The 26,027-nt window shown below is 54.8% G+C and carries 19 protein-coding genes; 16 read left to right on the top strand and 3 right to left on the bottom strand.

Features of this window, described 5'->3' with window-relative positions; genetic code table 11:
• The first annotated feature begins 138 nt into the window (after nt 1-138).
• From Q1B27_RS05240 to Q1B27_RS05180, 13 genes are all read left to right on the top strand, one after another.
• Nucleotides 139-1,881: an autotransporter assembly complex family protein gene (locus tag Q1B27_RS05240; protein WP_299844586.1), complete on the top strand. Its 1,743-nt coding sequence runs from the start codon at nt 139-141 to the stop codon at nt 1,879-1,881.
• A complete protein-coding gene (locus Q1B27_RS05235; protein ID WP_299844583.1) occupies nt 1,881-5,327 on the top strand; it encodes a translocation/assembly module TamB domain-containing protein in 3,447 nt (1,148 codons plus the stop codon). Before Q1B27_RS05240 ends, Q1B27_RS05235 begins: the two co-directional genes overlap by 1 nt.
• Nucleotides 5,328-5,459: 132 nt before the next feature.
• A complete protein-coding gene (locus Q1B27_RS05230; protein ID WP_299844580.1) occupies nt 5,460-6,323 on the top strand; it encodes a cyanophycinase in 864 nt (287 codons plus the stop codon).
• A gap of 47 nt (nt 6,324-6,370) precedes the next feature.
• Nucleotides 6,371-9,172, top strand: a complete 2,802-nt coding sequence (gene cphA, locus Q1B27_RS05225) for a cyanophycin synthetase (RefSeq protein WP_299844577.1) — start codon at nt 6,371-6,373, stop codon at nt 9,170-9,172.
• 12 nt (nt 9,173-9,184) lie between these two features.
• Nucleotides 9,185-10,921, top strand: a complete 1,737-nt coding sequence (locus tag Q1B27_RS05220; RefSeq protein WP_299844574.1) for a Mur ligase family protein — start codon at nt 9,185-9,187, stop codon at nt 10,919-10,921.
• A gap of 112 nt (nt 10,922-11,033) precedes the next feature.
• On the top strand, nt 11,034-12,773 hold the full coding sequence (locus tag Q1B27_RS05215) for an ABC transporter substrate-binding protein (RefSeq protein WP_299844572.1): 1,740 nt from the start codon (nt 11,034-11,036) through the stop codon (nt 12,771-12,773).
• Nucleotides 12,774-12,878: 105 nt separating this feature from the next.
• The gene (locus Q1B27_RS05210; RefSeq protein ID WP_299844569.1) at nt 12,879-13,955 is read left to right on the top strand and encodes an ABC transporter ATP-binding protein; all 1,077 of its coding nucleotides are present in this window, start codon (nt 12,879-12,881) and stop codon (nt 13,953-13,955) included.
• A complete protein-coding gene (locus tag Q1B27_RS05205) occupies nt 13,955-15,031 on the top strand; it encodes an ABC transporter ATP-binding protein (protein ID WP_299844567.1) in 1,077 nt (358 codons plus the stop codon). Before Q1B27_RS05210 ends, Q1B27_RS05205 begins: the two co-directional genes overlap by 1 nt.
• A complete protein-coding gene (locus Q1B27_RS05200) occupies nt 15,028-15,891 on the top strand; it encodes a carbohydrate ABC transporter permease (RefSeq protein ID WP_299844564.1) in 864 nt (287 codons plus the stop codon). The genes Q1B27_RS05205 and Q1B27_RS05200 overlap by 4 nt, the downstream gene beginning before the upstream one ends.
• Nucleotides 15,888-16,685, top strand: a complete 798-nt coding sequence (locus Q1B27_RS05195; RefSeq protein WP_299844561.1) for a carbohydrate ABC transporter permease — start codon at nt 15,888-15,890, stop codon at nt 16,683-16,685. Before Q1B27_RS05200 ends, Q1B27_RS05195 begins: the two co-directional genes overlap by 4 nt.
• A 1-nt stretch (nt 16,686) precedes the next feature.
• The gene (locus tag Q1B27_RS05190) at nt 16,687-16,965 is read left to right on the top strand and encodes a DUF2160 domain-containing protein (protein WP_299844559.1); all 279 of its coding nucleotides are present in this window, start codon (nt 16,687-16,689) and stop codon (nt 16,963-16,965) included.
• An 80-nt stretch (nt 16,966-17,045) separates the two neighbouring features.
• On the top strand, nt 17,046-17,441 hold the full coding sequence (locus Q1B27_RS05185; RefSeq protein ID WP_299844557.1) for a BlaI/MecI/CopY family transcriptional regulator: 396 nt from the start codon (nt 17,046-17,048) through the stop codon (nt 17,439-17,441).
• Nucleotides 17,431-18,552, top strand: a complete 1,122-nt coding sequence (locus tag Q1B27_RS05180) for a M56 family metallopeptidase (RefSeq protein WP_299844554.1) — start codon at nt 17,431-17,433, stop codon at nt 18,550-18,552. The genes Q1B27_RS05185 and Q1B27_RS05180 overlap by 11 nt, the downstream gene beginning before the upstream one ends.
• 1 nt (nt 18,553) lies before the next feature.
• Here the strand turns inward: Q1B27_RS05180 and Q1B27_RS05175 are convergent, their stop codons facing one another.
• Nucleotides 18,554-21,028, bottom strand: a complete 2,475-nt coding sequence (locus tag Q1B27_RS05175; RefSeq protein WP_299844551.1) for a penicillin acylase family protein — start codon at nt 21,026-21,028, stop codon at nt 18,554-18,556.
• A 77-nt stretch (nt 21,029-21,105) separates the two neighbouring features.
• Here Q1B27_RS05175 and Q1B27_RS05170 point away from each other — a divergent pair, with 77 nt between their 5' ends.
• Entirely contained in the window at nt 21,106-21,978 is an 873-nt protein-coding gene (locus tag Q1B27_RS05170) for an NAD(P)-dependent oxidoreductase (protein WP_299844548.1), read from the top strand.
• Here Q1B27_RS05170 and Q1B27_RS05165 read toward each other — a convergent pair.
• On the bottom strand, nt 21,975-22,538 hold the full coding sequence (locus Q1B27_RS05165) for a TetR/AcrR family transcriptional regulator (protein ID WP_299844901.1): 564 nt from the start codon (nt 22,536-22,538) through the stop codon (nt 21,975-21,977). The genes Q1B27_RS05170 and Q1B27_RS05165 overlap by 4 nt on opposite strands.
• 135 nt (nt 22,539-22,673) lie before the next feature.
• Here Q1B27_RS05165 and Q1B27_RS05160 point away from each other — a divergent pair, with 135 nt between their 5' ends.
• Both Q1B27_RS05160 and Q1B27_RS05155 read left to right on the top strand, forming a co-directional pair.
• The gene (locus Q1B27_RS05160; protein WP_299844545.1) at nt 22,674-23,138 is read left to right on the top strand and encodes a nuclear transport factor 2 family protein; all 465 of its coding nucleotides are present in this window, start codon (nt 22,674-22,676) and stop codon (nt 23,136-23,138) included.
• A gap of 9 nt (nt 23,139-23,147) precedes the next feature.
• Entirely contained in the window at nt 23,148-23,777 is a 630-nt protein-coding gene (locus Q1B27_RS05155; protein ID WP_299844543.1) for a pyridoxamine 5'-phosphate oxidase family protein, read from the top strand.
• A gap of 26 nt (nt 23,778-23,803) precedes the next feature.
• Here Q1B27_RS05155 and Q1B27_RS05150 read toward each other — a convergent pair whose 3' ends face one another.
• On the bottom strand, nt 23,804-25,714 hold the full coding sequence (locus Q1B27_RS05150; RefSeq protein WP_299844540.1) for an acyltransferase family protein: 1,911 nt from the start codon (nt 25,712-25,714) through the stop codon (nt 23,804-23,806).
• Nucleotides 25,715-26,027: the final 313 nt, after the last annotated feature.

The following is a 26,027-nucleotide window of genomic DNA, read 5'->3' as shown; positions in this document are numbered from 1 at the left end:
CTAGTTTTGGCGTGTAAGGCCACCTGACCGGGAACGGTTCTGGGGGGTGTGGGGCGAAACGATTGCCAGAACGGGCTGCTTATGATTGACAGGGTTTCGTGCTTTAACCGATGTCGGTGCGCACTCGTGGTATTCTGCATGGCTTTCGGGATGCCCGTCTGGTCTTTTGATGCGCAGCTTCATCTAACTCAGAAGAATGACGATTTGCGAGAAAGCCTGTCCCAGAGCTCTCTTGTATTGACCGCAAAGCGCGAAGAAATCACTGCGCCACTGGATATTCTGTCAGCCGCACAAGCAGATTATGGTCATCTGGTCTCGGAGCTTTATGCTCGTGGATATTTCGGCCCCGTAGTCAAAATCCTGGTTGACGGTCGTGAAGCGGCGACCATTCCGCCCTTGGCACAGTTGAAGTCGGTCAAGCGGGTGATGATACTGATCAAGACAGGACCGGCTTTCAAGCTAGGCCAGGCCCAGATCACACCAGTTTCACCCGACACGGTGGTGCCGGAGGGTTTTGCCCCTGGTCAGCCTGCGCGAACCGGTGTGATCGCGGATGCTGCGGGCGCAGGCATCGATGGCTGGCGCGACCTGAGTTACGCCAAGGCGCGGGTCGTGCAGCAATCCATCACAGCCAACCATGCCAAGGCGCAATTGAATGTCTCCATGTTGCTGGATCCCGGGCCTGCTGTGACATTCGGCCAAATTAATGTGCCCAACAATAGCAAGGTTCGAAAGGATCGTATTCGTCGTATTGCGGGGATTCCGCGCGGCAAGCCTTTTGATCCCTTGGAACTCGAACGTGCGGCCAAACGCTTGCGGCGAACAGGCGCGTTTAGTTCAGTCACGCTTCGCGAGGCCGAGACGCTTGGTGCGGGTGACACCATGGATATCGAATTGGATCTGGTGGATGCCAAACCCCGTCGATTTGGCTTCGGTGCAGAGGTTGAATCGACCGAAGGCGTTACCTTGTCGGGCTTTTGGATGCACCGTAATCTTTTTGGAGGAGCGGAACGTCTGAGGATCGAGGCCGAATTTGCCGGGTTGGGCGGAGACACAGAGGGGGTGGACACCTCGCTGAGTATTAGCCTGACCCGACCGTCGACATTTGACTCCGATACCGACCTCTATGCGCTGATCGAAGTCGAGCAACTTGATGAAGAGCTGTTTTTCTCAGACCAAGTTACGGTTGGGGCCGGGATCAACCACTATTATTCGGAAGAATTGGAAGCCCAGATAGGTCTTGCATATCGCTATTCCGATGTCAGCGATGAATTGGGTAATCGAACCTTTACTCACCTTACACTGCCGCTGTCCGCCACTTGGGACAAACGCGACGATGAACTTGATGCGACCGAAGGTTTCTACCTCGCGTTTGAGGGCCTTCCCTATTACGGACTTGATGGCAGTGAAAGCGGTGCCCGAGCATATGGGGATGCACGGGGGTATTGGACATTAGGCGACAGCAAGGTCGTGCTGGCAACACGTGTGCAGTTAGGCACGATTATTGGGTCGTCTCTGGCGGGAACACCCTCGGACTTGCTCTTTCTGTCAGGAGGTAGCGGCACGGTTCGTGGACAGTCTTTTCAATCCCTGTCTGTCCTGACCGGGACGGCCCGAACCGGTGGACGATCATTTGTCGGCCTTGCTGGAGAAGCGCGTTTTCCTCTGGTTGGGAATTTCAGCGGCGTGGCGTTCTATGATATTGGCTATGTTGGGCGAAACAGTTTTCCGGATGATACCGGCGATTGGCATAGTGGGGCAGGGCTGGGTGCCAGATATAAGACAGCATTCGGTCCCGTCCGGTTCGACGTGGCGGTTCCAGTGACGGGTCCCGACACAAGCGGTTTCGAATTCTACATCGGCATAGGACAGGCCTTCTGATGCGTCGATTATTTGCTATTTTCCTTCTGATTGCCTGGCCATTGACCTTCTTCGCGCAAGAGAGCACGAGCGAGGAAGATAAAGGACGGATTACACGCTATCTGGAAGACGCTCTTTCAGGACTTGGTCGGGATGTTCAGATTGACGGCTTTAAGGGTGCGCTGAGTTCTCGTGTCAGCATGGATCGTATGACGATTGCCGATGCTGACGGAATCTGGCTGACGCTGACCGACGCGGTATTGGACTGGAACCGCCTGGCGATCCTGCAAGGTAGGATCAACATCGAACAGATTTCAGCTGCAAAGATCGACGTGGCACGCGCGCCCGTGCCTGATGACGAGGTAAGTCCCGAAGCGTCGGGAAGCTTTTCATTGCCCGAACTGCCCGTCAGCATTGATATTGGGTCTCTTTCAGTCAAGGAAGTCACATTGGGTGAGACTTTGCTGGGTGAGGTAATTACGCTTTCAGTCGACGGCTCGGTGACGCTGGAAGGTGGCGAAGGTCAGGCGAAGCTGAATATTGTCCGAAGCAAGGGGCCGCGTGGAAGCTTTGAGTTGGATGGCAGTTATGCCAATCTGACACGTCAACTGGCGCTGGATCTGACGCTGGATGAGGCGAAGGACGGGATCACCTCCACGCTTTTGAACCTGCCTGGGAAACCGGCCTTGGAGCTGACGGTCAAAGGTGACGCGCCAATTGACGAATTTGTGGCTGAGATTGGCCTTCGAAGCGATGGCCAAGATCGTCTGACGGGACAGGTAAGCACCCAAACAGTGAGTGCCGAGGGCAGTCCTGTGCAGGACGAAAATCAGGAACTCCCAAGAATTATCTCGGTCGATGTTTCTGGCGATCTAGCCCCTCTGTTTGCACCGCAATACCAACCTTTCTTTGGCAGGGATGTTGGTCTGCAAAGTCTGGTCCAGTTGTTCCCTGACGGTCGTGTGACGCTTGAAAAGCTCAAGCTGAAAGCGGCGGCGCTCTTATTGGAAGGTCAGCTTTCCGTTACCGCCGATGGTCTGCCAGAACAGTTTGAATTCAGAGGGGTGATGGAAAACGCTGACCAATCGCCGGTGATTTTGCCTGTGACTGGGCCGGAAACAAAACTACGCCGAGCGGAGCTAACAGCGCTATTTGATGCAAGTGAGGGGGATGTCTGGATTTTTGAGGTTGACATGACCGGCTTCGAAAGGCCGGACGTGACGCTGGATAAGCTGGAGCTTGCTGCGAATGGTGTCATTCAGAGTGGTGATACGCGCGCAGTGACCGCGAAGATCGACAGTCTTGTGCGCGGGATTGCGTTCAAAGACGAAGCGTTGACGCAAGCGTTAGGTGATAACCTTGAGATCACAGGCGATCTGGGTTGGAGTGAAGGACAGCTGCTCGACTTGAATGATTTCAGGTTGACTGGTGATGGCATGCAACTCTCCGGGGTGGGAAAATTGTCCGGGTTGGATAGTGCTGCCACTTTCACAGGTGAATTCCAGGCAGAGGTCGAAAATCTGGAAAGGTTATCGGATATTTCTGGGCGGCCATTGTCGGGCGCGGTCAACGCCAAATTGAGCGGTGAGGCCGCATTGCTTACTGGTGCGTTCGATCTGGACCTGAATGCCACGGGGACTGATCTGACAATCGGCATCGACAAGGTGGATTCGGCGCTGGTTGGTGACAGTACATTTTCTGCATCAGGCAAACGGGACGAAAACGGGCTGACATTGCACGCGGCGGAGGTGAAAACACTGGCAGGTCGCGCGACGGCGGACGGGTTCATTAACTCCGGTCAGACCAATTTCGAATTCAGTGCAGCGTTGGATGATATCAGTCGATTTGTCAGTGGCATTGCCGGGCCAGTAAACCTGAGCGGTGAGGCCACGGAGCATGATACGGGCTGGTTGATCGACCTTGAAGGAAGTGGACCCTTTCAATCAGATGCCAAAGGCCGGTTGACCGTTCCCAACGATGGTGAACCCAGCGTGAAGCTTTCGGGTAATATTGGCAATGTCGGGGCGCTATTGCCTGATTTGCCTGGGAGCGCCAGCTTTGACGCGTCGATACGGCAGAAAGGTAGTGACTGGACTGTCGACACGACCGGGCAGGGACCTGGTGGAAGTACTTTCGCAGTTGCCGGAACCGTCAGATCAGATGTTACCCGTGCAAATCTGGAAATCGATGGGACATTGCCACTGGCCTTAGCCAACCGACGCCTGCACCCCAACGCGGCTCAAGGTATGGCGGAGTTCGATCTGAAACTGGACGGCCCTCTGAAGGTCTCGTCACTGTCGGGGCGACTGAATACAAGCGGCGCGCGGCTTTCACTTCCGGATTTGCAAAATGCCCTGACGGATACTGATGTCGCTATCAATTTGAGTGGTAACCTCGCAGAGGTCCAGGCAAGTGCAACGCTCGCCACTGGCGGTCGGTTCGTGATTGCGGGTCAGGTCGGTACGGGTGCACCTTATGCGACAAATCTGGGGATACAGATCCTAGATGCCGTCATACGCGACGCTAAATTGTTTGAGACGACCGCGCGAGGGAACCTGCTTTTGTCAGGCACGGTGCCCGACAGCCTGAATATCGCTGGTCGGATCAATCTGGATAACACCGAAATTCGCGTTCCCTCAAGTAGCTTGGGCGTTGGCAGTATTCCCGAGATTTCGCATGTGAACGAACCTGGTGACGTGCGCCAGACCCGCCGTTTTGCCGGACTGCTGGATAAACCTTCAGAGGACGAGGCCAAATCGGGCGGTTTGGCCATCGGCCTGGATATCCTGATCGTGTCGGACAGTCGGATTTTTGTGCGCGGTCGCGGAGTGGATGCGGAATTGGGCGGCCGGTTTCGGGTGACAGGCACGACCGCGGATATCATTCCCATTGGCGGTTTCGATCTGATCCGGGGACGGCTTGATATTCTGGGCAAGCGGCTGACTTTGGATGAGGGGCGGGCAAGATTGCAGGGTGATTTTGTGCCCGGTCTCCGGCTTGTGGCAAGTACTGTCAGCGACGACGATACCGTGGTTCGGATCGTAATCGAGGGACGCGCTGATGAACCCGAAGTGACGTTCGAGTCAGACCCGTCACTTCCGGAGGACGAGGTTTTGGCGCGACTTTTGTTCGGACGTGATGTCGGTTCACTATCCGCATTTCAGGCGCTGCAATTGGCATCAGCCGTGGCAACGCTTGCGGGTCGGGGTGGTATAAGTCTGGCCGAACGCGTCCGAGAAGCCACTGGCGTAGATGACTTCAGTGTAAACGCCGATGATGATGGTGAAACCTCGGTTGGTATCGGCAAGTACATCGGCGACAAGGTTTATACCGACGTTCAGATCGGAGATGAATCCAACACGGAAATCAATCTTAATATCGACCTTTCGCGCCGCACCAAAGTGCGCGGTTCATTTGGCTCGGATGGCAGTTCTGGCGTCGGAGTTTTCTTTGAAAAGGATTATTAGTTACCCTTTGCCGGTTTTTTTAACGGTTTCCTATTGACCCCACCTGACAGCCTCATTTGACTGGGACATCTGAAAACACCGTAACCAAGCCGCGCTCGCCCGCGCGCTCCAATAACTCGAGAATAAATCAGAATGTGTCCAGCCCCAGTGCCCGACAACACGGAACGTGGATTTATCATCCCAATTGGTGGGGGTGAGGATCGCAAGAAAGAGATGCAGATTCATCGTCGTTTTGTTGAGATGTCGGGCGGCGACAGGGCAGATATCGTTGTGATCCCAACAGCGTCGCGGTTAGAAGAGACCGGTCCAGATTATCACCGGATATTCTCGGACCTCGGTGCCGCGCAGGTTGAGTATCTACCGATCGCCCGGCGCTCGGATTGCGATAACCCGGAATTCGCACATATGCTTGACCGCGCAACGGGCATATTTATGACTGGTGGCAATCAACTGCGCTTGTCGACCATTATCGGCGGCACGTTGGTGGCACAAAAAATTCGGCGCCAGAACGCGGCTGGCGTGCCTGTGGCAGGCACTTCTGCCGGTGCCTCGATCATGTCCGAACATATGGTGGCTGGCGGTAGCAGCAATAGCGCCCCAGCCGAGGGCAATATCAGCCTGGCACCAGGTATGGGCCTGACCAATGCGGTGATAATCGACCAGCATTTCACACAACGAAACCGCTTGGGCCGGTTACTGACGGCATCCTCATACAACCCGTTTCTGATCGGGCTTGGTATTGACGAGGATACGGCGGCGTTTATCGGGCCGGATAATGTTTTCGAGGTCGTTGGCAGCGGTACGGTGACAGTCGTCGATGCCAGCCAACTGACGCATTCCTCCATGTGGGAAGCATCCAATGGCGAAGCCATCAGTCTTTTGGGCTTACGCATTGACGTTTTGGGTCAGGGATGCCGTTATGATCTAAACGCACGTCAGGCCTATCCACCGGACGAACATGCTCATTTCTGCAGCCTACTGGTCTCCAGCGAGTAAGCGGAGGCCAATGTTGGCGCGTTAAAAATAAAAAGAGGGAGCCGATAATGAAAATCGTTTCAACCAACGTCTTTGTAGGGCCAAACGTCTGGGCTCGGTTCCCCGTAATCCGCCATGTTGTTGATCTTGGTGTGTTGGAAGAATGGCCTTCCGCCAGAATCGGTGAAGAGTTCATTGAAGGGCTGACCAATGCTTTGCCGGGTCTGGACGAGCATGGGTGCTCTTACCGTGAACCGGGTGGCTTCATTCGACGTCTGCGCGAAGATGAAGGCACTTGGATGGGTCACATAATGGAGCATTGCGCGCTGGAAATTCAGGGGGTAGCCGGCACTGAGGTGACCTTTGGCCGGACCCGAGGGACTGGCGATCCGGCGCAGTACAACATGGTCTATCAATACCGTCAGCGCGATGTTGGTTTGGCGGCGGGTCAACTGGCGTTGCGACTGTTGATGCATCTGTTGCCCGATGCCCTGAAAGCGCAGGTCGAATATGATTTCGATCCCGAGTTCGACTGGGACGAGGAGTTGCGTTCCTTTGTCCTGCGCGCGCAACGCAAAGAGTTTGGCCCCTCTACCGGTTCTCTTGTCAAGGCGGCGGAGGAGCGTGGAATCCCCTGGATCAGGCTCAATGACTATTCGTTGGTTCAATTCGGCCACGGTAAATACCAGCAGCGCATTCAAGCGACCATTACCTCGCAGACCCGCCACATCGCGGTCGAGATTTCCTGCGATAAGGAAGATACGCATAACCTGCTTAACGATCTGGGCCTTCCAGTGCCACAACAGCGCATGGTCTACAACGCTCGCGAGGCTGTGCGGGCAGCGCAGCGGATCGGTCATCCCGTTGTGGTCAAACCGCTTGACGCCAATCATGGGCGTGGCGTGTCGATCAACCTGACCACAGACGACGAGGTTGCGACCGCCTTTGATGAAGCAAAAGAGCATTCCAAAAGCCGCGCGATCCTTGTGGAGAGTTTTGTAACCGGGTTTGATCACCGTATGCTGGTGGTTGATAACAAGTTGGTGGCCGTCGCCAAACGCGTACCCGGTCATGTGGTGGGCGATGGCAAACAGACGATCACTCAACTTATCGAAGAGGTGAACAGTGACCCACGCCGTGGCATTGGTCATGAAAAAGTCTTGACCAACTTGGAACTGGACAGTCAGGCCAAACGCTTGATGGCAGATGCCGGTGTCACAGAGGACACGGTCTTGTCCGATGGCGAAGCGTTATATCTGCGTTCGACCGCTAACCTATCAACAGGTGGCACAGCCATCGATATGACCGATGTGGTGCACCCTGATAACCGCGACATGGCGGAGCGTGCGATTATGGCCGTGGGCCTTGATGTTGGTGGCGTGGATTTTTTGATTGATGACATCACGCGATCCTACAAGGAAATCGGTGGCGCGATTGTCGAAGTGAACGCGGCACCCGGTTTCCGGATGCACGTGGCCCCGTCCGAGGGGACACCGCGCGATGTATCAGGTGCCGTCATGGACATGCTTTTCCCAGTGGGCTCGGAAAAACGCATCCCGATTGCGGCGATTACGGGAACCAACGGCAAGACGACAACGTCACGTATGTTGGGGCACATCATGAAAACCAGTGGCAAGATCGTTGGCATGACCTCGACCGATGGGGTTTACGTCGATGGCAAGCTGAGCGTCAAAGGCGACATGACCGGGCCCACATCGGCACAGATCGTGTTGCGTGACCCTTCGGTCGACTTCGCAGTAATGGAGACGGCCCGTGGCGGTTTGGTGCGTAGCGGTTTGGGCTACCAGCGATCCAATGTTGCGGCCTGCCTGAATGTTTCGGCCGACCATCTGGGATTGCGCGGCATTAATACCGTTGAGGAACTGGCTGTTGTCAAAAGGGTTGTGGTGGAATCCGCAACCGACACCGTTGTTCTGAATGCTGACGATATCAATTGCCTGCGCATGGCAGATTTCTCCGAGGCCGACTCGATTTGCTATATCACCATGAACTCCGACCATGCGCTGGTGAAAGAGCATATACAGGCTGGTGGTCAGGCTGTGGTGCTGGAAAAGGCAATGAATGGTGACATGATCACCATATACCACAAGGGCACGCATTTGCCGGTTCTGTGGTCGCATCTGATACCGGCTACGCTGGAGGGCAAGGCGCTTTATAATGTACAGAATGCAATGGTCGCTGCGGCGATGGCCTTCTGTTTCGGCGTTGATCTGGACAATATTCGCCATGGTCTACGTACATTCGACACTAGTTATTTCCAAGCGCCCGGGCGAACCAACGTTTTTGATGAACACCCTTTCAAGGTAATCCTTGATTATGCGCATAACCCGGCCGCTATCGGGGCTATTTCCGATCTGGCCATGCGACTGGATGTTTCGGGCCGTAGGCTCGTTGTCATGTCCATGCCGGGCGACCGACGGGATGAAGATGTACATGACGCGGCCAGTACGCTTGCAGGGCATTTCGATCACTACATCTGCAAGGCGGACGATAACCGCCGAGGTCGCGGTGAAGACGAAATTCCCCAGATGTTACGAGAAGGTCTGATGAAAAACGGGGTCGACGCCGCCGCGATTTCGGTCATCCCGGATGAGGTTACCGCTGTCGATCATGCCTTGAACATGGCTGAAGACGGCGATCTTCTGGTCATCCTGGGTGATGACAGCGCGCGTTGCTGGAAGCAGGTGATTTACTTCCATAGCGAGGACGCCCCCGAGCCCGAGACGACACCCGTCGCACCGCAGCCTGCACCACCGGAGTTTGATGAAATCCTTGGCGGTGGTGAATCTTTAATTCGTGATGAGCGAGGCGTCCGTTTGGCGCGCAATGACGATGAGGGCGGTGATTGAGAGGAGTCCGCAGTGCATACCGTTGACGACATCGAGAACGCTTTGGAGATTGATATACCGTCCAGCGGTTCTTTGAGGTTGGAAGATAGTCGTCGTCTGACAGGTCCCGGACTATTATGGGATCACACCGGTGCTGTCCTGGAGATTCACTATGAGGGTTTTGATCCGCAGCAGATTGCAAATCTTTGGCAAAAATATGCACGATCGGTACTGGATGCAGTGGGATGGCAGGATCAGTTGATCACTGAGCGTGGTTTTGAGGGTGGGCATAATCTGGCGATTTCAGCACCCATGGATCAGCTTTATTCTGCGATTTTTATTGCTGAGACTGCATGGCATTTCGGAGCAGCAAAATTGCTGGCATCAGAGACCGGCGATTTCGATGAAATGATCAACAATCTTAAATCGGTCATGCAACGAGAGGCCAATCCCGATCTGACCCATTTGATCGAGGCAGGGCAGGCTCACGGTGTCGAGATTTTATGTGACGATGATGAGGTTTCTATCGGTCATGGCCAGTATTCTCAGGTTTGGCCTGTGTCAAACCTTCCCGATCCGCAAGATGTCGACTGGAGAGAGCTTCGTAATGCACCTGTTGCACTGATAACTGGCACCAATGGCAAGACCACGACCACCCGCCTCTGCGCGGCTATTGCGCGTGCAGCGGGCAAAGTCTCGGGGCTTACCTCGACAGATTTTGTGCGTGTCGGTGACGAAGTGCTCGACAAAGGTGACTATTCAGGACCGGGCGGTGCACGGCTGTTGCTGCGTGATAAAAGGCTTGAGGTGGCGTTCCTCGAAGTGGCTCGTGGTGGAATTCTGCGTCGCGGGTTGGCAACGCGGTCAGCACGGGTGGCAATCGTCACCAACGTGGCCGCAGACCATCTGGGGCAATACGGTGTGAATACGGTGGAAGAGCTGGCACGCGCGAAATTTTCGGTGCATCGAGCGTTAGCTCGGGATGGCGTGTTGGTGCTGAATGCCGATGACGCTTATGTGGTGACCGAAGCGGCGCAAACCGATGTAACGATCTGGTGGTTTTCTCTTGATGCGGATGCGCCGCAGATCAGACAGGCGCGCGCTGCAGGAGTTTCGTGTGCCTGGGAGCAAGACGGCAAGATCGTTTTTTTCGATGGCAGAGATACCTTGAGCATCGCCGATGTCTCGGATATTCCAATAACCGTTTCCGGCGCGGCGCGTCACAATGTTAGGAATGTCCTAGCCGCAACCTGCGCATGTTACGCGATCGGGATCGCGCCGAACCATATTGCCAAGGGACTTGCAAATTTTCAGAGTGACCCAAACGACAACCCCGGGCGTTTCAACGAATTCGACGTGAACGGCGCGCGGGTTTTTGTGGATTTCGCCCATAATCCCCATTCTATAGCTGCGGTGACTGAAACCGTCGGCGGGATCGAAGCTAGACGACGCTTCGTTCTACTCAGTCATGCCGGCGACAGGTCGGATGACGATATCCGTGAAGTGACAAAATCGGCCCTTGAACTGAATCCGGATTTTGTTTTCGCTGCCGAATTGGAAGATTACCTAAGGGGTCGCGAGTTGGGTGATGTGACGCGCCTCATTGTTGAAGCCTGTGAGCAAAATGGAATGCCCGCAGATCGGGTGATTGAATCTGGTTCGCCCTCGGAGGCGGTTGCGAAAGTCATCAAGGCCTTGCAGCCGGGCGATGTGGCATTGCTGTTGGTCCTGTCGGAACGGGATAAGGTTTTTGAACTTTTACAGCGCTGAATTGACGCGATGAGTTTCCTACTAAATTTTTAGTTTGCAAATCCCAGCGTTCCCGACAACACTGAAACGGTCGGCGAAATCCGGCTTAGAATTACAAATGGGAGGAGAAAAGATGCGTAGGTATCTGCTGGGCGCGGTTGCCGCGTCGGCTGTTATTGCAGCGTCCGACATGGCCATTGCGGATGAAGCGGCAGCGCAACGTTGGATTGATCAGGAATTCCAGCCATCGGTCTTGTCGAAAGATGAACAGATGGCCGAAATGAAATGGTTCATCGATGCAGCACAGCCGTTTGCGGGGATGGAAGTGAATGTATTGTCGGAAGGTATTCCGACCCATTCATACGAATCCGACGTATTGACCAAAGCTTTTGAAGAAATCACCGGCATCAAGGTCAACCACCAGATCCTTGGCGAAGGAGAGGTGGTGCAGGCCGTGCAGACACAAATGCAGACGGGCCGGAACCTTTATGATGGTTATGTCAATGACAGCGACCTGATTGGTACCCATTCGCGCCTTCAATTGGCATATAACCTGACCGATCAGATGTCCGGGGACTGGGCGGCGACAACGTCACCTACGCTTGATCTGGATGATTTCATGGGCATTCAGTTCACCACGGGCCCCGATGGCAAGCTCTATCAGCTGCCCGACCAGCAATTTGCTAACCTTTACTGGTTCCGCAAAGACTGGTTCGACCGCGAAGACCTTCAGGCTGCCTTCAAGGAAAAGTACGGCTATGATCTGGGGGTGCCGGTCAACTGGTCAGCCTATGAAGATATTGCCGAGTTCTTCACCAAGGATGTGAAAGAAGTCGATGGTACCACAATCTATGGTCATATGGATTATGGCAAGCGCGCACCCGACCTTGGCTGGCGTATGACCGATGCGTGGCTATCGATGGCAGGTGCGGGCGACAAGGGCGAGCCGAACGGTATTCCTGTCGACGAGTGGGGCATCCGCATGGAGGCGGGAACCTGTAACCCGGTAGGCGCCAGCGTTTCCCGTGGCGGCGCAGCTAACGGCCCGGCGGCGGTCTATGCCATCCGTAAATGGGATGAATGGCTGCGCAATTATGCACCTCCCGGCGCGGCGTCCTATGACTTCTACCAGTCGCTTCCCGCGCTGAGCCAGGGAAACGTGGCCCAGCAAATCTTCTGGTACACGGCCTTTACCGCCGACATGGTCAAACCTCAGTCCGAGGGTAACAATACGGTCGATGGCGATGGCAATCCGTTGTGGCGGATGGCACCCAGCCCGCATGGCCCCTATTGGGAAGAAGGTCAGAAAGTCGGCTACCAGGATGTGGGCTCGTGGACTTTCCTGAAATCCACACCAGGCGATCGGGCTCAGGCTGCGTGGCTTTACGCGCAATTCGTGACGTCGAAGACAGTGGACGTGAAGAAATCCCATGTTGGGCTGACCTTCATCCGCGACAGTTCGGTCAATCACGAAAGCTTTTCCGAACGGGCGTCCAAGCTGGGCGGTCTGGTCGAATTCTACCGGTCGCCGGACCGGGTTGCGTGGTCGCCCACAGGTGTCAACGTTCCGGACTACCCGAAGCTGGCCCAAATCTGGTGGCAGCAGATCGGTGACGTGAACTCAGGCGCGTTTACGCCCCAAGAAGCGATGGATCGTCTGGCGCAGGAAATGGACATCACCATGTCGCGTATGCAGGCGGCTGATGAAGGTGCCAATGTCTATGGCGGGTGCGGTCCGCGCCTGAACGAAGAGAGCGATCCGCAAGAGTGGCTGTCCAAGCCCGGTTCGCCAAAAGCCAAGCTTGAGAATGAAAAGCCACAGGGCCAGACCGTCAACTATGACGAACTCGTCGCCCGTTGGGCCGCTCAATAAAGTAAGCTTCCTGTAAGGTGCGGCAGGGGTGCGGCACTTTACTGGCCGGGGCGTGTAAGTGCCCCGGCCATCCAATCGCCGACGACATTTCCGGCAAGGGCCAAGATGACCGTAGAATTAAGAAACATCACCAAGGAAGTCGCGGGCCAGACCCATATCAAACCGACATCTCTGGTGTTGGAAACAGGGCACTTCAATGTTTTGCTGGGCGAGACCGGTGCCGGGAAGACATCGCTGATCAAGCTGATGGCGGGGCTCGACCCGATTGCCAGCGGGCAGATCATGATGGACGGACAGGACGTGACACGCCTGTCGACGCAAAAGCGCAATATCAGCTTGGTGCACCAGTTTTTCGTCAACTACCCGCATATGACGGTGTTCGATAACATCGCCTCGCCGCTCAAGGTGGCGGGCATGCCGAAATCCGAAATTCAAGGACGTGTTGAAGAGGCTGCCGATATTCTGCAGCTGCGCCCGATGCTCAACCGCCGACCGCACGAGTTGTCGGGCGGTCAGCAACAGCGCACGGCTCTGGCGCGCGCCATTGCCAAGGAAAGCCGTGCGGTATTTCTGGACGAACCGCTGGCCAATCTGGACTACAAGCTGCGCGAGGAACTGCGCGAGCAACTTCCCGAGCTTTTCGCTGGGCGCGGTGCCGTGGTGGTCTACGCCACGTCTGAGCCGGAAGAGGCACTTTTGCTGGGTGGCAAGACCGGTTTGATGGAGGACGGGCATGTCGTGCAGTTCGGCGCCACCGCCGAGATTTACCGTCAACCGCAATCGTTGATGGCTGCGCGGGTGTTTTCCGACCCGCCGATCAATAGGGCTGAGGTGACCAAACAGGGGTCGACAATCCGGATGGGCAACGATGCCGCCTGGCAAGTAGAGGGCGCAGTGGCCGGTTTGACGGATGGTGCTTATACGCTGGCCGTACGGCCGCATCACGTAGCGCCCGTCAGTTCTGAGCAATACAGTGTCGACCTGACTGGCAAGGTTCTAGTGACCGAGCTTAGCGGGTCGGAAAGCAGCGCACATTTTCAGATGAGCTCTGCAGCCTGGGTTTCATTGGCGCATGGCGTGCATCCGTTCGAGATCGGGGAGGATCACCAGTTCTTTCTCGATCCTTCGGCCTGTTTTTATTTTGCGCCCGATGGGCAATTGGTTACGCGGGGCGCGGATTGATGGCGAAGATTACATTGTCCAAACTCAAGCACAGTTATTACCCTGCACCCAACGGGCCGGATGACTATGCGCTGAAAGAGATTGACCTGGATTGGAGTGACGGCGGCGCCTATGCGCTGTTGGGCCCGTCTGGTTGCGGAAAATCAACCTTGCTCAACATCATCTCTGGTCTCCTGGCACCCTCCGAAGGCCGGATTCTGTTCGACGACAAAGATGTTACTGGTTTGCCGCCCAATCAGCGCAACATCGCGCAGGTTTTCCAGTTTCCAGTGATCTACGACACGATGAGCGTCTTCGACAATCTAGCTTTTCCGCTGCGCAACCGGGGAGTGGCCGAGGATCACGTCAAAGCCCGGGTTCTGGAAATCGCTGAGATGCTGGAGGTCACGGATATGCTGACCACCCGCGCCGCCAACCTGTCGCCTGACAACAAGCAGAAAATCAGCATGGGGCGCGGGCTGGTGCGCGACGATGTCAACGTGGTGATGTTTGATGAGCCATTGACGGTGATTGACCCGCATCTTAAATGGAAATTGCGCAGTAAACTGAAAGAGTTGCATCAAAAAGTTCGCGCAACGATGATCTATGTCACGCATGATCAGACAGAGGCGCTGACTTTTGCGGATCAGGTGGTGGTGATGCAGGAGGGAGAGATCGTGCAGATCGGTACGCCTGTCGAGCTGTTCGAACGTCCGGCACATACCTTTGTCGGCCATTTTATCGGGTCACCCGGCATGAATGTGCTGCCCGCAGAGATTCGCGACGGTGGAGCCTATTTTGAAGGGCATCCAATCGCTGTCGAGGGCGCCGTAAAGGGCGGTGATGGCGTGGCCCAGATCGGTGTGCGGCCGGAATTTGTCAAGCTTGGATCGTATGGTATGCCCGCTACGGTGCGGAAAGTAGCGGAGGTTGGCCGCCACAGCGTTGTTGATGCTGTGGTTGGTGACACGCTGATCAAGGCCGTCACCGGAAGCGATGTGCCGGGGCAGGGCGAACAGATACACCTGTCTTTTGCGCAGGAACACACACGCGTCTATCGCAACGGCTGGTTGGCAACGGAAAGGGCAGGCACATGAAGACACAGAACCAGAAAGCATGGTTCTTCGTGCTACCGGTGCTGCTGCTGGTGGCGTTCAACGCTCTTATTCCGATGATGACCGTGGTCAATTACTCGGTGCAAGAGACCTTTGGGAACAACGTCTTTTTCTTTGAAGGCTTACGCTGGTTCGAAGAATTGCTGAATTCGGACAGGTTCCACGCGGCGCTTGGGCGGCAGTTTCTATTTACCGGGATCATTCTGGCCATCGAGGTGCCCCTGGGCATCATCATCGCGCTCAGTATGCCGCGTCAGGGTATCTGGGTGCCGGTCTGCCTGGTCACGATGGCCCTGCCGATGCTGATCCCCTGGAATGTTGTCGGCGCGATGTGGAACATTTTCACCCTGCCCGAGATCGGTTTGCTGGGCTATGTGATGAACCACACGCTTGGCATTGCCTATGACATGACGCAAAACCCGCTAGCGGCGTGGATCACGATCATCGTGATGGATGTCTGGCACTGGACATCGCTTGTGGTGCTTTTGTCCTATGCCGGCCTCGTGTCGATCCCCGACGCCTACTATCAAGCGGCCAAGATTGATGGCGCCAGTGCCTGGTCGGTCTTCCGATATATCCAGCTGCCGAAAATGAAGACGGTGCTGACCATCGCGATCCTTCTGCGCTTCATGGACAGTTTCAACATCTACACCGAGCCTTTCGTGTTGACGGGCGGCGGGCCGGGTAACTCTACCACGCTGTTGTCGATTGACTTGGTAAAGATCGCCCTCGGGCAGTTCGATCTGGGGCCAGCGGCGGCGATGTCGCTGATTTATTTCGCGATCACGCTGCTGGTCAGCTGGCTGTTTTATACGTTGATGACGAAGGATGATGCGAAATGAGAAAACGCAGCTTGATCCCCATCCTTTACATCCTATTCCTGATGCTGCCGATCTATTGGCTGGTAGCGATGAGCTTCAAGACCACCAACGAGATCTTGGCCGGGTTTTCGCTTTTTCCGCAAACCTTTACGCTAGAGAATTACCGGGTCATTTTCACCGACCCATCCTGGTATTGGGGCTACATCAATTCTATCCTCTACGTCTCTATAAACACGGTGATTTCGGTCGTTGTGGCGTTGCCGGCGGCCTATGCTTTCAGTCGTTACAGGTTTCTCGGTGACAAGCAGTTGTTCTTCTGGCTTCTGACCAACCGGATGGCTCCAGCCGCGGTGTTCGCGCTGCCGTTCTTCCAGCTCTATTCCGCCGTGGGCCTTTTCGACACACATCTTGCTGTGGCGCTGGCGCATTGCCTCTTTAACATCCCTCTCGCGGTGTGGATTTTGGAGGGTTTCATGGGCGGCGTGCCCAAAGAACTGGATGAAACCGCCTATGTCGATGGTTATTCCTTTCCCCGGTTTTTCGTGTCGATCTTTCTGCCGTCGATCAAGGCGGGTGTCGGTGTTGCCGCCTTCTTCTGCTTCATGTTTTCTTGGGTGGAATTGCTGTTGGCCAAGACGCTGACCGCGGTCGACGCCAAACCGATTGCTGCGACCATGACCAAGACCGCCTCAAGCGCCGGCTATGAGCTGGGGTTGCTGGCTGCCGCCGGGACGCTGACGATCATTCCCGGCGCCATCGTGATCTATTTCGTGCGGAATTACATCGCCAAGGGCTTTGCCCTGGGGAGGGTCTGATATGCTGGGATGGATGGCATGGACATGGCCGACGGCACTGGTCTTCATCGGGATCTTCAGCGCCATGGGCATCATAACGGTGCTAGAGATCAAACGGCCGGGCGGCGATGAACGCAAAGGGGTTCTGGGCCTTGTCACAACACGGGGCGATCGGCTTTTCATTACGCTTTTGGGGGCGGTCTATATTTTCCTGGCATGGCTTGGTCTGATTGGAATGCCCCTTTGGGGTCCGCTGGCACTTAGTATCGCATGGGGTGTGTTCTGTTTTTTGAAGGTTTAGTCTTAAAACTTGGCAAGCAGCGGTCGCAGCGATTAACGTTGATGGTGGTACGAGCAGTTTGGGCATAGACGGATCACTGGATGCGGCAAAAGAAAAAAAGCGAATTTCTGACCGAGGTTGAACTGGAGTTCATGACCGAGCTTTGGGCCCTTGGCGAAGGAAGTGTGCGCGATGTGCTGGCCAGATTGGCGCCGGGGCGAAATCTAGCATACACGTCGGCCGCGACGATTCTGCGTATTTTGGAACAAAAAGAATTTGTCACAAGCGAAAAGCGAAACAAATCGCTTGTGTATAGGCCCGCGCTTGCCCGCTCGGCCTATCAATCAAAATCCCTTCGCAATCTATCAGACAAGTTGTTTGATGGCACGCCTGCATCCTTGGTGGCGCGCTTGGTGGATGACGATGGATTATCCGAGGATGCATTGGAAGAAATACGGGCGCTATTGGATAGGAGGTTGACCGACAATGACGGCTAGCTCAGTTTTCAACGCTTATATTGATACAAACATCATGCTTATGCTGGCAGCATTTTTATGGCTGTCAACAAGGACGCTGCTGAAGCGTTCGTACTTGCGCAGCGCTTTTTCAACGCATTTGCAGGTTCTCTATGGGCTTCTTCTGGCCGTGGCTATCGCACCGGTGATCATCTGCCTGCACAATTGGTTGACACAGATCGGTCTGGTGAATTCTGGATATGTACCCAGCATTTCGGATTACGCGCTTTCGCAGTATCTGAATGGCAAGTTCCAGATGGCACCATCAACTTTTGAGACGCTCTGGATGTCACGGACCTTATTCATCCAAAATGTTGTTTCTTTGGGGTCGTCTGCGGGTATAGCCATTGCGGCGACACTGGGTTTGGGCATCTTGGTATACTCGATACGTTTATTGGGTAACGCGCTCTCCATCCGCAAAACGATCCAGCGCAGTTATTTGTGGCGACGCTCCGGTCGCTTGGAAATTCGGTTGACAGATCGATCTGACATTCCCTTTTCGACGCGCGGTCTAAGGCGTCGTTACATAGTACTACCGTCAACGCTTTTGTTAGAGGCCGATGATCTGAAGATCGCGATTACCCATGAGATACAGCATATGCGGCAAGGTGATTTGGATTGGGAGCTTGCATTGGAGTTAGCGCGCCCGCTGTTTTTCTGGAACCCGGGATTCGCGTTTTTCAAACGTGAGGTTGAGGCGTTGCGTGAGCTGGCCTGCGATCAGCAAGTTTTGATGCGCAAGCAGATCGGGATCAGAGAATATTGTGATTGTCTTCTGAGGGTATGTCGGAATGCGATCAAACCCAATGGGGCCCGTAAGATCCTGGTTCCCAGTGTGCCTCTGGTTTCTTCACCGAAAGATAAGCATGCTGCTAAATTTCTTAGATTTCGGGTTATGTCGATGCTGTCTCGCGGACGGGTGCTACCGGGGCGGTGGGTGTCGTGCATTTTGGTGCTGCCACTGTTGGCATTTATCAGCATTGGATCCATTGCAACGCAAAGCAATGGTGACTGGAGTCAGGATAGGCTGATGCTTTCGACGATTGTCAATCTTGAGCGACTGGATCAGCGGACTTTGGCGACGCAGTACTAATTTATTGCGTGGCAGGTTTTAGAACGGTCACGCCAACGGCGGCGGCGCGGGCCAGTTCCGCGTCAAGAGACATCGGGATGTATTCTCCGCGCCGCCAGAGTTGCGCGAGATCATCATAGTGCCGTGACAGGAAATGACCCGATTGCCCGGTGGCGGTGATAAAGACGCTGCTATCCGGATCGGCAAAATCGTAGACACCGCGATATCCAGCACCATGGACGTTTTGATAGGGCTCATCACCACTACCCTTGGTGCGTCCGCGAAGAAGGGTGTTGTCTCCACCTGATGTAGATTGCCGAATATTGACGAAGTAGCGCAACACCGGGACCTCGCCCAGAACCTGATGGTCGTGGGTCGCCTGGTGCGCATCCCCCCAACGCAAGCTTTCCAGGGCCGTTCCATAACGCTCACCAATCCAGATAAGTGCGTCGTCCAATGCCAGCCGCGCAATGTCTGTGCAGGTTTCAACTGGCGATGATTGCATTACATCACACCATGCCGCAGCCCCGTCGATGTTTCGGTACACGCGTTCGATGAAAATAGGATCAGGATGGCGGAATTCATTTGCCAATGGTCCAAGTTGATCTCGGATTAGCCTATCCTGCAGGGCACGCAGCCAGGCAGCATAGATCAGCGGTTCGGGTCGATGCTCGCTCATCTCTCCGTTCCAGTCTGACAGTAGCTGGAGGGCACGCTGCCTCTGCCTTTCAGGCGTTCCTTCGGGGGCAGATTCGCCGGTGAACCACAGATCCGCACCGATTAGCGGCAACAAGGACCGCGCTGTGAAACTTACCGTATCCAACTGCGCTTCAATAAAGCTGTCGCGGGTATGTACCTCACGGTTCTGCATCAACTTGCGCCAACGGTGCACTCGCTGCGTATCACCCCATTCATAACTGACATGCAGCGGAAAGGGGCGATCAACAGTCTTGTTATTGGTATTGCCCAAAAGTCCACCGGCAGGTTTCACAAATTCCGGATTTGCCGAATAGGGGCTGATCCCCTGCCATCGGTTGTCGGCAATCCAACCGCGCGAAGGCATCCGGCCCTTGCTTTCATGTTTGGCAGATCGTCTTGGCATCGCGCCGATCGTTTTCAGCGCGATCGAGGTCTGATCAACCAAGGTCAGGTTTTGCGACGGTGTGATGTAGCGTTTTCCTGCCTCCAATGCCTCGGTAATGGTCTTGGAATACATCAGCTCAATCGCAGCGCTCATCGTCGTGTCTGCTGAGCTCAGCGCTGTCCAGGAAAGGGCAGCGACATGGCCTGCTGGCGTAACTTGATCTAGGTTGTAATGAGAGCCGGGCAACACTGGTCCGTTTTCTGTCCAGCGGCGGGTCAGCGTAACGGGATCCGCGTCTTTGATGCGGATAATCGATTTTTGGGTGACGAAGGGTTTGTATCCACCAGGTGTTAGGTATTCTGCTGGGTTTTCCGGGTTTATCTTCTCAATAAAGACATCCTGGTCGTCCATATAAGATGCTGTTATTCCCCAGCCCAGATTGGCGCTACGACCGGTCATTACGGTTGGAACGCCGGGTATAGTGCCGCCAATGACACCGCCTGAGGAAAGCTCCAACCGCGCCAGATACCAAATGCCGGGTGCAGAAAAGCCCAGATGCGGATCATTGGCCAGCAATGTGCCACCCGAAGCCGAACGGGCAGGGGCCGCCGCCCAGGCATTCGATGCGCCGGCAAAGGCGCGTTTGTGGAACGGTGAAAGAGGGTTTTTCGGGATGTCCAGTGTGGCCGTCATCTTCGGTAGGGGGGCGTCGGGCCAAAAGCTGGCATATTCCGGCAGCGCGGCGATACCACCACCGGGTGACAGCGGCATGATGTCCGCCAGCCGTACAGGGTCGTCCAGCTGCAATGATGTGCGGGCGTATAGTACCTCGTTTTCAAGGTGCGAAGAGAGCTGTACTGCCATGAGCTTGATGATTGCTATGGAATCTGCGGGCTGCCAGGGCGCAATCGGGTTGGAAAAGACGAACATCTCAGGCGCGCCGCGTCCCAGAGCGGAATCATTGATTTCTTGTAGCCGGGCGTTGACCCCCGCAGCATAGGCGTTAAGCGCGGCGAGTGTTCGCTTGTCCTGAACCTCAACAGATTTGATCGCCGCGCCGTAAAGGTCGAAACGGCGCAACGCCTTGTCGATGTTGACGGTTCGATGGCCAAAAACTTCGGACAATCGACCCTGCACCGTGCGCCGAAGCATCGTCATTTGCCATAACCTGTCTTGCGCATGGGCGTAACCCAACCCGAAAAAGACATCGACGTCATTTTCCGCGAAGATGTGCGGCACATTAGCGTTGTCATGCACAATCTCGACGGGGGACGTGATCCCAGCAACCGTTAAGGTCTTGTCGTAATTAGGCAGGGAACGTGACAAGAGAAAATAGAGTCCAATTACCACAACAACGGCCAGCACCACCATGCCGCCTGCGATCCGCAACAACCATTTAAAGACCTGAGCCATCTGCGCCCCGATTTTCCTTGCATCCAAGGCTGGGATAGTCAGAAATCCAGAGCGAGACAATGGCAAGAGGAAAGAAGATGGCAAAGCTGACATTTCTAGGTCTGGGTGTGATGGGATATCCGATGGCTGGGCACCTTCAGGCGGCCGGTCACGAGGTCTGTGTTTACAATCGCACCGCCGCGAAGGCGCAGAAATGGGTGGAGCAGCACGGTGGTACCATGGCGGAGACACCAAAAGACGCTGCAACCGGGGCTGAGTTTATCATGGCCTGTGTCGGGAACGACGATGATTTGCGTTCGGTTTGCCTAGATGAAGGCGGAGCATTTGCCGGTATGACGAAGGGGGCCACCTTTGTTGATCACACGACCGTTTCCGCCAAGGTAACATCAGAGCTTTATGATACGGCAGGAAAAATGGGTCTTTCTTATGTTGATGCGCCGATCTCAGGCGGGCAGGCAGGGGCTGAAAACGCTCAGTTATCTGTCATGTGTGGCGGGGATCAGGGCGCTTACGATGCTGCTGAGCCGATCATCAATACCTATGCCAAGATGTGCCGCCGCATTGGCGACAGCGGTGCAGGACAAATGACAAAGATGTGCAATCAAATAGCCATCGCCGGATTGGTTCAAGGCTTAAGTGAAGCGTTGCATTTCGCCGAAAAATCAGGCTTGAACGGTCGTGCCGTGGTCGAGGTGATCAGTCAGGGTGCAGCTGGCAGTTGGCAGATGACCAACCGCTTTGAGACCATGATTGACGACGAATTCGAACACGGTTTTGCGGTCGACTGGATGCGCAAGGACCTTGGCATTTGTCTTTCAACTGCAGACGAGAACGGTGCATCACTGCCAGTGACGGCCTTGGTTGATCAGTTCTACAAAGATGTCCAGAAAATGGGCGGCGGGCGATGGGATACCTCAAGCCTGTTCAAGCGCCTTCGCGCTTTGGACTAGGAGCGAGGCGACGACAATAGCTGCTCTGCGGCCTCTTTTGCGTCACTTGCGGCCGTTTTACTGCCCGAAACATGGGTCGCGACAATGGCGCCTTCTTTCAGGATGATAATCTGGCGCGCGAGGTTTACAGGCTGTGGCAGGCCTGCCTGCTCAGCCAGTTTCTGGATATACTTCTGGATCAGTTGCTTGTGTTCGGCCGATTGCTGGCGGACCGGATGATTGTGATTCTGAAACTCTGCGGAGGCCTTGATAAACATGCATCCTCGGAAATCAGCCGAGGCGAACCATTCTCCCAGCACATCAAACAATGCGAGGATGCGTTCTCTGGGGGTCGCGGCAGCTTCCTCGATGCGCTGAACCAACCAGTCGCGAAATAGCTTGTCGCGCAGCGTTAGCGCTGCAAGGATTAAGTCCTCTTTAGTTCTGAAATGCTTGTACATTGAGGTTTTCGAGATGCCGGTATCTGCCACAAGCCGGTCCATCCCGGTAGCATGAAATCCATTTTGGTAAAAAATGGCCAGGGCTTTTTCTACAAGCTCGTCGCGTTTTGTAGGTCTCAAGAGAGATTTCCCTCCAAATTTCCTGATTGATATGAAGATGATATGCGAATCTTCTGCCAATTGCGAGTAAAAAGGTTGACAGATCGGTACAGTTTTAGAATATAGGAGTACCGACCTGTACACTTAGGTAAACTTATGACCCGCCCCCCTCTACCGCCATTTACTTCTGAAACCGCCACCCAAAAGGTACGCGCGGCTGAAGATGGTTGGAATTCACGCGATGCGGCTGAGGTAGCGCTGGCATATACGGTTAATAGCGAATGGCGCAATCGCGCGGAATTCCCGAAAGGTCGCGATGAAATCGAAGCCTTTCTTACCCGCAAGTGGCAACGTGAGCAGGAGTACCGGCTGATCAAGGAATTATGGACATTTAGCGAAAATCGCATCGCCGTTCGATTTGCTTATGAGTGGCATGACGAGACCGGGCAATGGTTTCGGTCTTACGGCAACGAAAATTGGGCGTTTGATCCGGACGGATTGATGGCCCGACGTTTCGCCAGCATCAATGATCTCGCAATTGATGAAACGGCGCGTAAATTTCTTTGGCCATTGGGCAGACGACCAGACAACCATCCCGGATTAAGCGATTTAGGGCTATAGGAGGCGATCATGGCTAAAGCATTTGCAGAACTGACCTTTACGCCCGAAGTGCGGAGGATTCAGAAAGCACAGGGATCGGCAAAGGCTTATGACCGTTTCCTGCAGCCGGATGCGTCAGCGGACAATGCGTTCGGATTGCGAGAGAAGCAATTCATTCAAATGCGCGATGGGTTCTATCAGGCAACAGTGTCTGAAACCGGTTGGCCCTATGTCCAGTTCCGGGGCGGGCCGCGTGGATTTCTGAAAGTGCTGGATGATAAAACAATAGCCTATGCCGATTTTCGCGGAAACCGGCAATATATCAGCGCGGGCAATCTGACCAAGGACAACCGGATTGCAATGATCCTTGTTGATTACCCCAACTCCGCCAGATTGAAGATACTAGGACGAGTCCGTTTGATTGAAGTCTCCGATGATCCATTTCTGATCGAGACACTGCATGATGATACATATCGCGGACGGCCCGAACGTGCTGCCGTGATCACTCTTGAAGGTTTCGACTGGAATTGCCCTCAGCACTTGCCGGTACGTCTGACGATGGAGGAGATGCAGCCAATTCTGGAACCGTTTCAAAGCGAATTGGCCCAACTGAAGGAAGAAAATTCTACGTTGAAAGCGCAATTGGCTCGGGGTGAATAAGCTGAAAGCCGATTCTTGGCGATTAATCAAAAACCCTTAAGAGCCTCTTTGACCAGTTTGATCGAGCCTGCTGGTGTCAGGTGATCGCGGGTTTGATACCAGTTCTTTTCGGTGCTTCCTGAATAGCAAAATTCTGCGTCGCAAAGCACGGACCTTGGGTCAAAAACCTCTAGCTTGGGATGAAAGTCTTTAACACCACGGATAATTCGATCTATCTGCGTCGCTCTGGCGTTGACGTCGCTCAGAGCGACGCGTTGGGGACAGGTTCCAAGCCATCTCGCAAGTTTGGTGCTGCAATGGGCGGGGTGGTCTATCATTTCCGGGTTTTCCGAGATCAGCCGCAACTTCTTTCCAGAAGAAAGCAGTAATCCCACTGCTTCGCGCAATCCGTTGAGTAACAGACCTTCTCGTATCTCAGTTTCTGCCGGATCGAGTTTCTGAGTTTGGTGTACTTTGTACTTATGAAGCTCCAGATTGCCATATCCGCTTAGAATGACTTTCTTGATCGATGGTTTCTGAGACACATAGGTGATTGCTTTGTCGATGAAGTTGTTTTCACACTTCAGGAAGCGCTCGTACTCATTGGGTTGCGTGATCGCCGGATAGCAACCGGGACTCAGCAGAACCAAGGGATTTTCGTCTGATGCGTCGAGTATCGCTTTCAGCCCAGTTGCCAGATGCCCGGCATGGCTATCGCCGATGATCGCCAAAGTGGGCGCAGCGTCGTTTTTTAGAATCCTGCACCCACCACCCGCTTCTTCACGCGTTCCAAACGGGTAGCATGTGGTCCACCCAATCCAGTGTGTCGCGTAGTCGAGTTCATCGGTTGTTGGGTTTTCGATTTTGGGCAGGAAGTATCCTGTGGCCAGGATTGCGATGCTGGCGGCGGCGGCGGCGGTGAGGACGCGGCTCACAGCGAAGCCCTTGCGCCGGAAGGGCCGTTCGACAAATCGCCAGGAGAAGAGCGCCAGCAGCGTGGCCAGAACGGTCAGCGCCAGGAACACATACGACCCCACCGGCAGGCCGAACAGGTAACGCGCGAAGACGAAAATCGGCTGGTGCCACAGATACATGCTGTAGGACAGCAACCCGATCCCGACACAAGCCTTCAGGCTGAGAAGCCGGTGCGCCACCGTGCCGGGCACCGCAAAGAGGATCACGAGGACCGTGCCCACCGTCGGCACCAGCGCATAGACGCTGGGAAAGGGGGTACGCTCGTTATAGTCAACGACCGCATAGAAAATTAGCAACAGGCCAAGCGCCGACAGAATGTTGCTGATCACCCCGGGCCGTATCTGCCCGCCGCCCTGCAGGTAAAATGCGGCAAATGCCCCGATCAGAAGCTCCCAGCCGCGCGCATGTAGCAGGAAAAACGTTGCAGACGGATAATTATGCGCGCCCCATTCCGCCAATGACGCGCTGATCACGAAAAGCACAACCAACACCCAAATCAGGACTTTGCGGCCGAACCGCCAAAGCGCCATCAGCAAGAGCGGGAAGATGATGTAGAACTGCTCCTCGACGGCAAGGCTCCAGGTGTGGAGGAGGGGCTTCAGCTCGGCCCCGGTGTCGAAATAGCCACTCTGGAACCAGAAGAGGAAATTCGACGAAAACAGGCTGACCGCCATGACGCTGTGGAAGAAATCGGTCAGGTCCTTGGGCAAGAGCGTGAACCAGGCGATCGGGATCGTACAGGCGACCACGAAGAAGAGCGCCGGCAGGATACGCCGGGCGCGCCGGTCATAGAACCCGGCGATGCTGAAACGGCCGGTCTTGAGCTCTTCGAGGATCAGGCTGGTGATCAGATACCCGCTGATGACAAAGAAGACATCAACCCCCACGAACCCGCCACTGAAGGGCGCAAACCCCGCATGGAAAAAAATGACAGGCAGCACGGCAACAGCACGCAATCCGTCAATCTCTGCACGATACTTCAACACAACGTCCTCAGAACCAAGTCCTCCCTCGATGCAGGTATCGGCGGGAAAAAACTGGAAATCAACCATGTTTCCCGTGCTTAGACACTTCTTCACCGAAGCTAAGCGATTAGTGTCATTGCAGCAAAGGAACGCTAAATTTTAAATTACGATTTTCCTCATGGAGTCTTGATCTTCCAGTCACAAATCTCTTGAAATTGCCTGAAATGGCGGTTCAGGCAATCCGCAGCGAACCGGTCTCGGCTCAAGAATTCCTGAGGAAAGGAAATTTATATTCGAAATCCCTGAACATTGCTCGAAACGCGCGCTTTGC

It is taken from the genome of uncultured Roseovarius sp., assembly GCF_947489715.1.
GTDB lineage: Bacteria > Pseudomonadota > Alphaproteobacteria > Rhodobacterales > Rhodobacteraceae > Roseovarius.
This window is presented reverse-complemented; position numbering and strand designations above follow the sequence as displayed.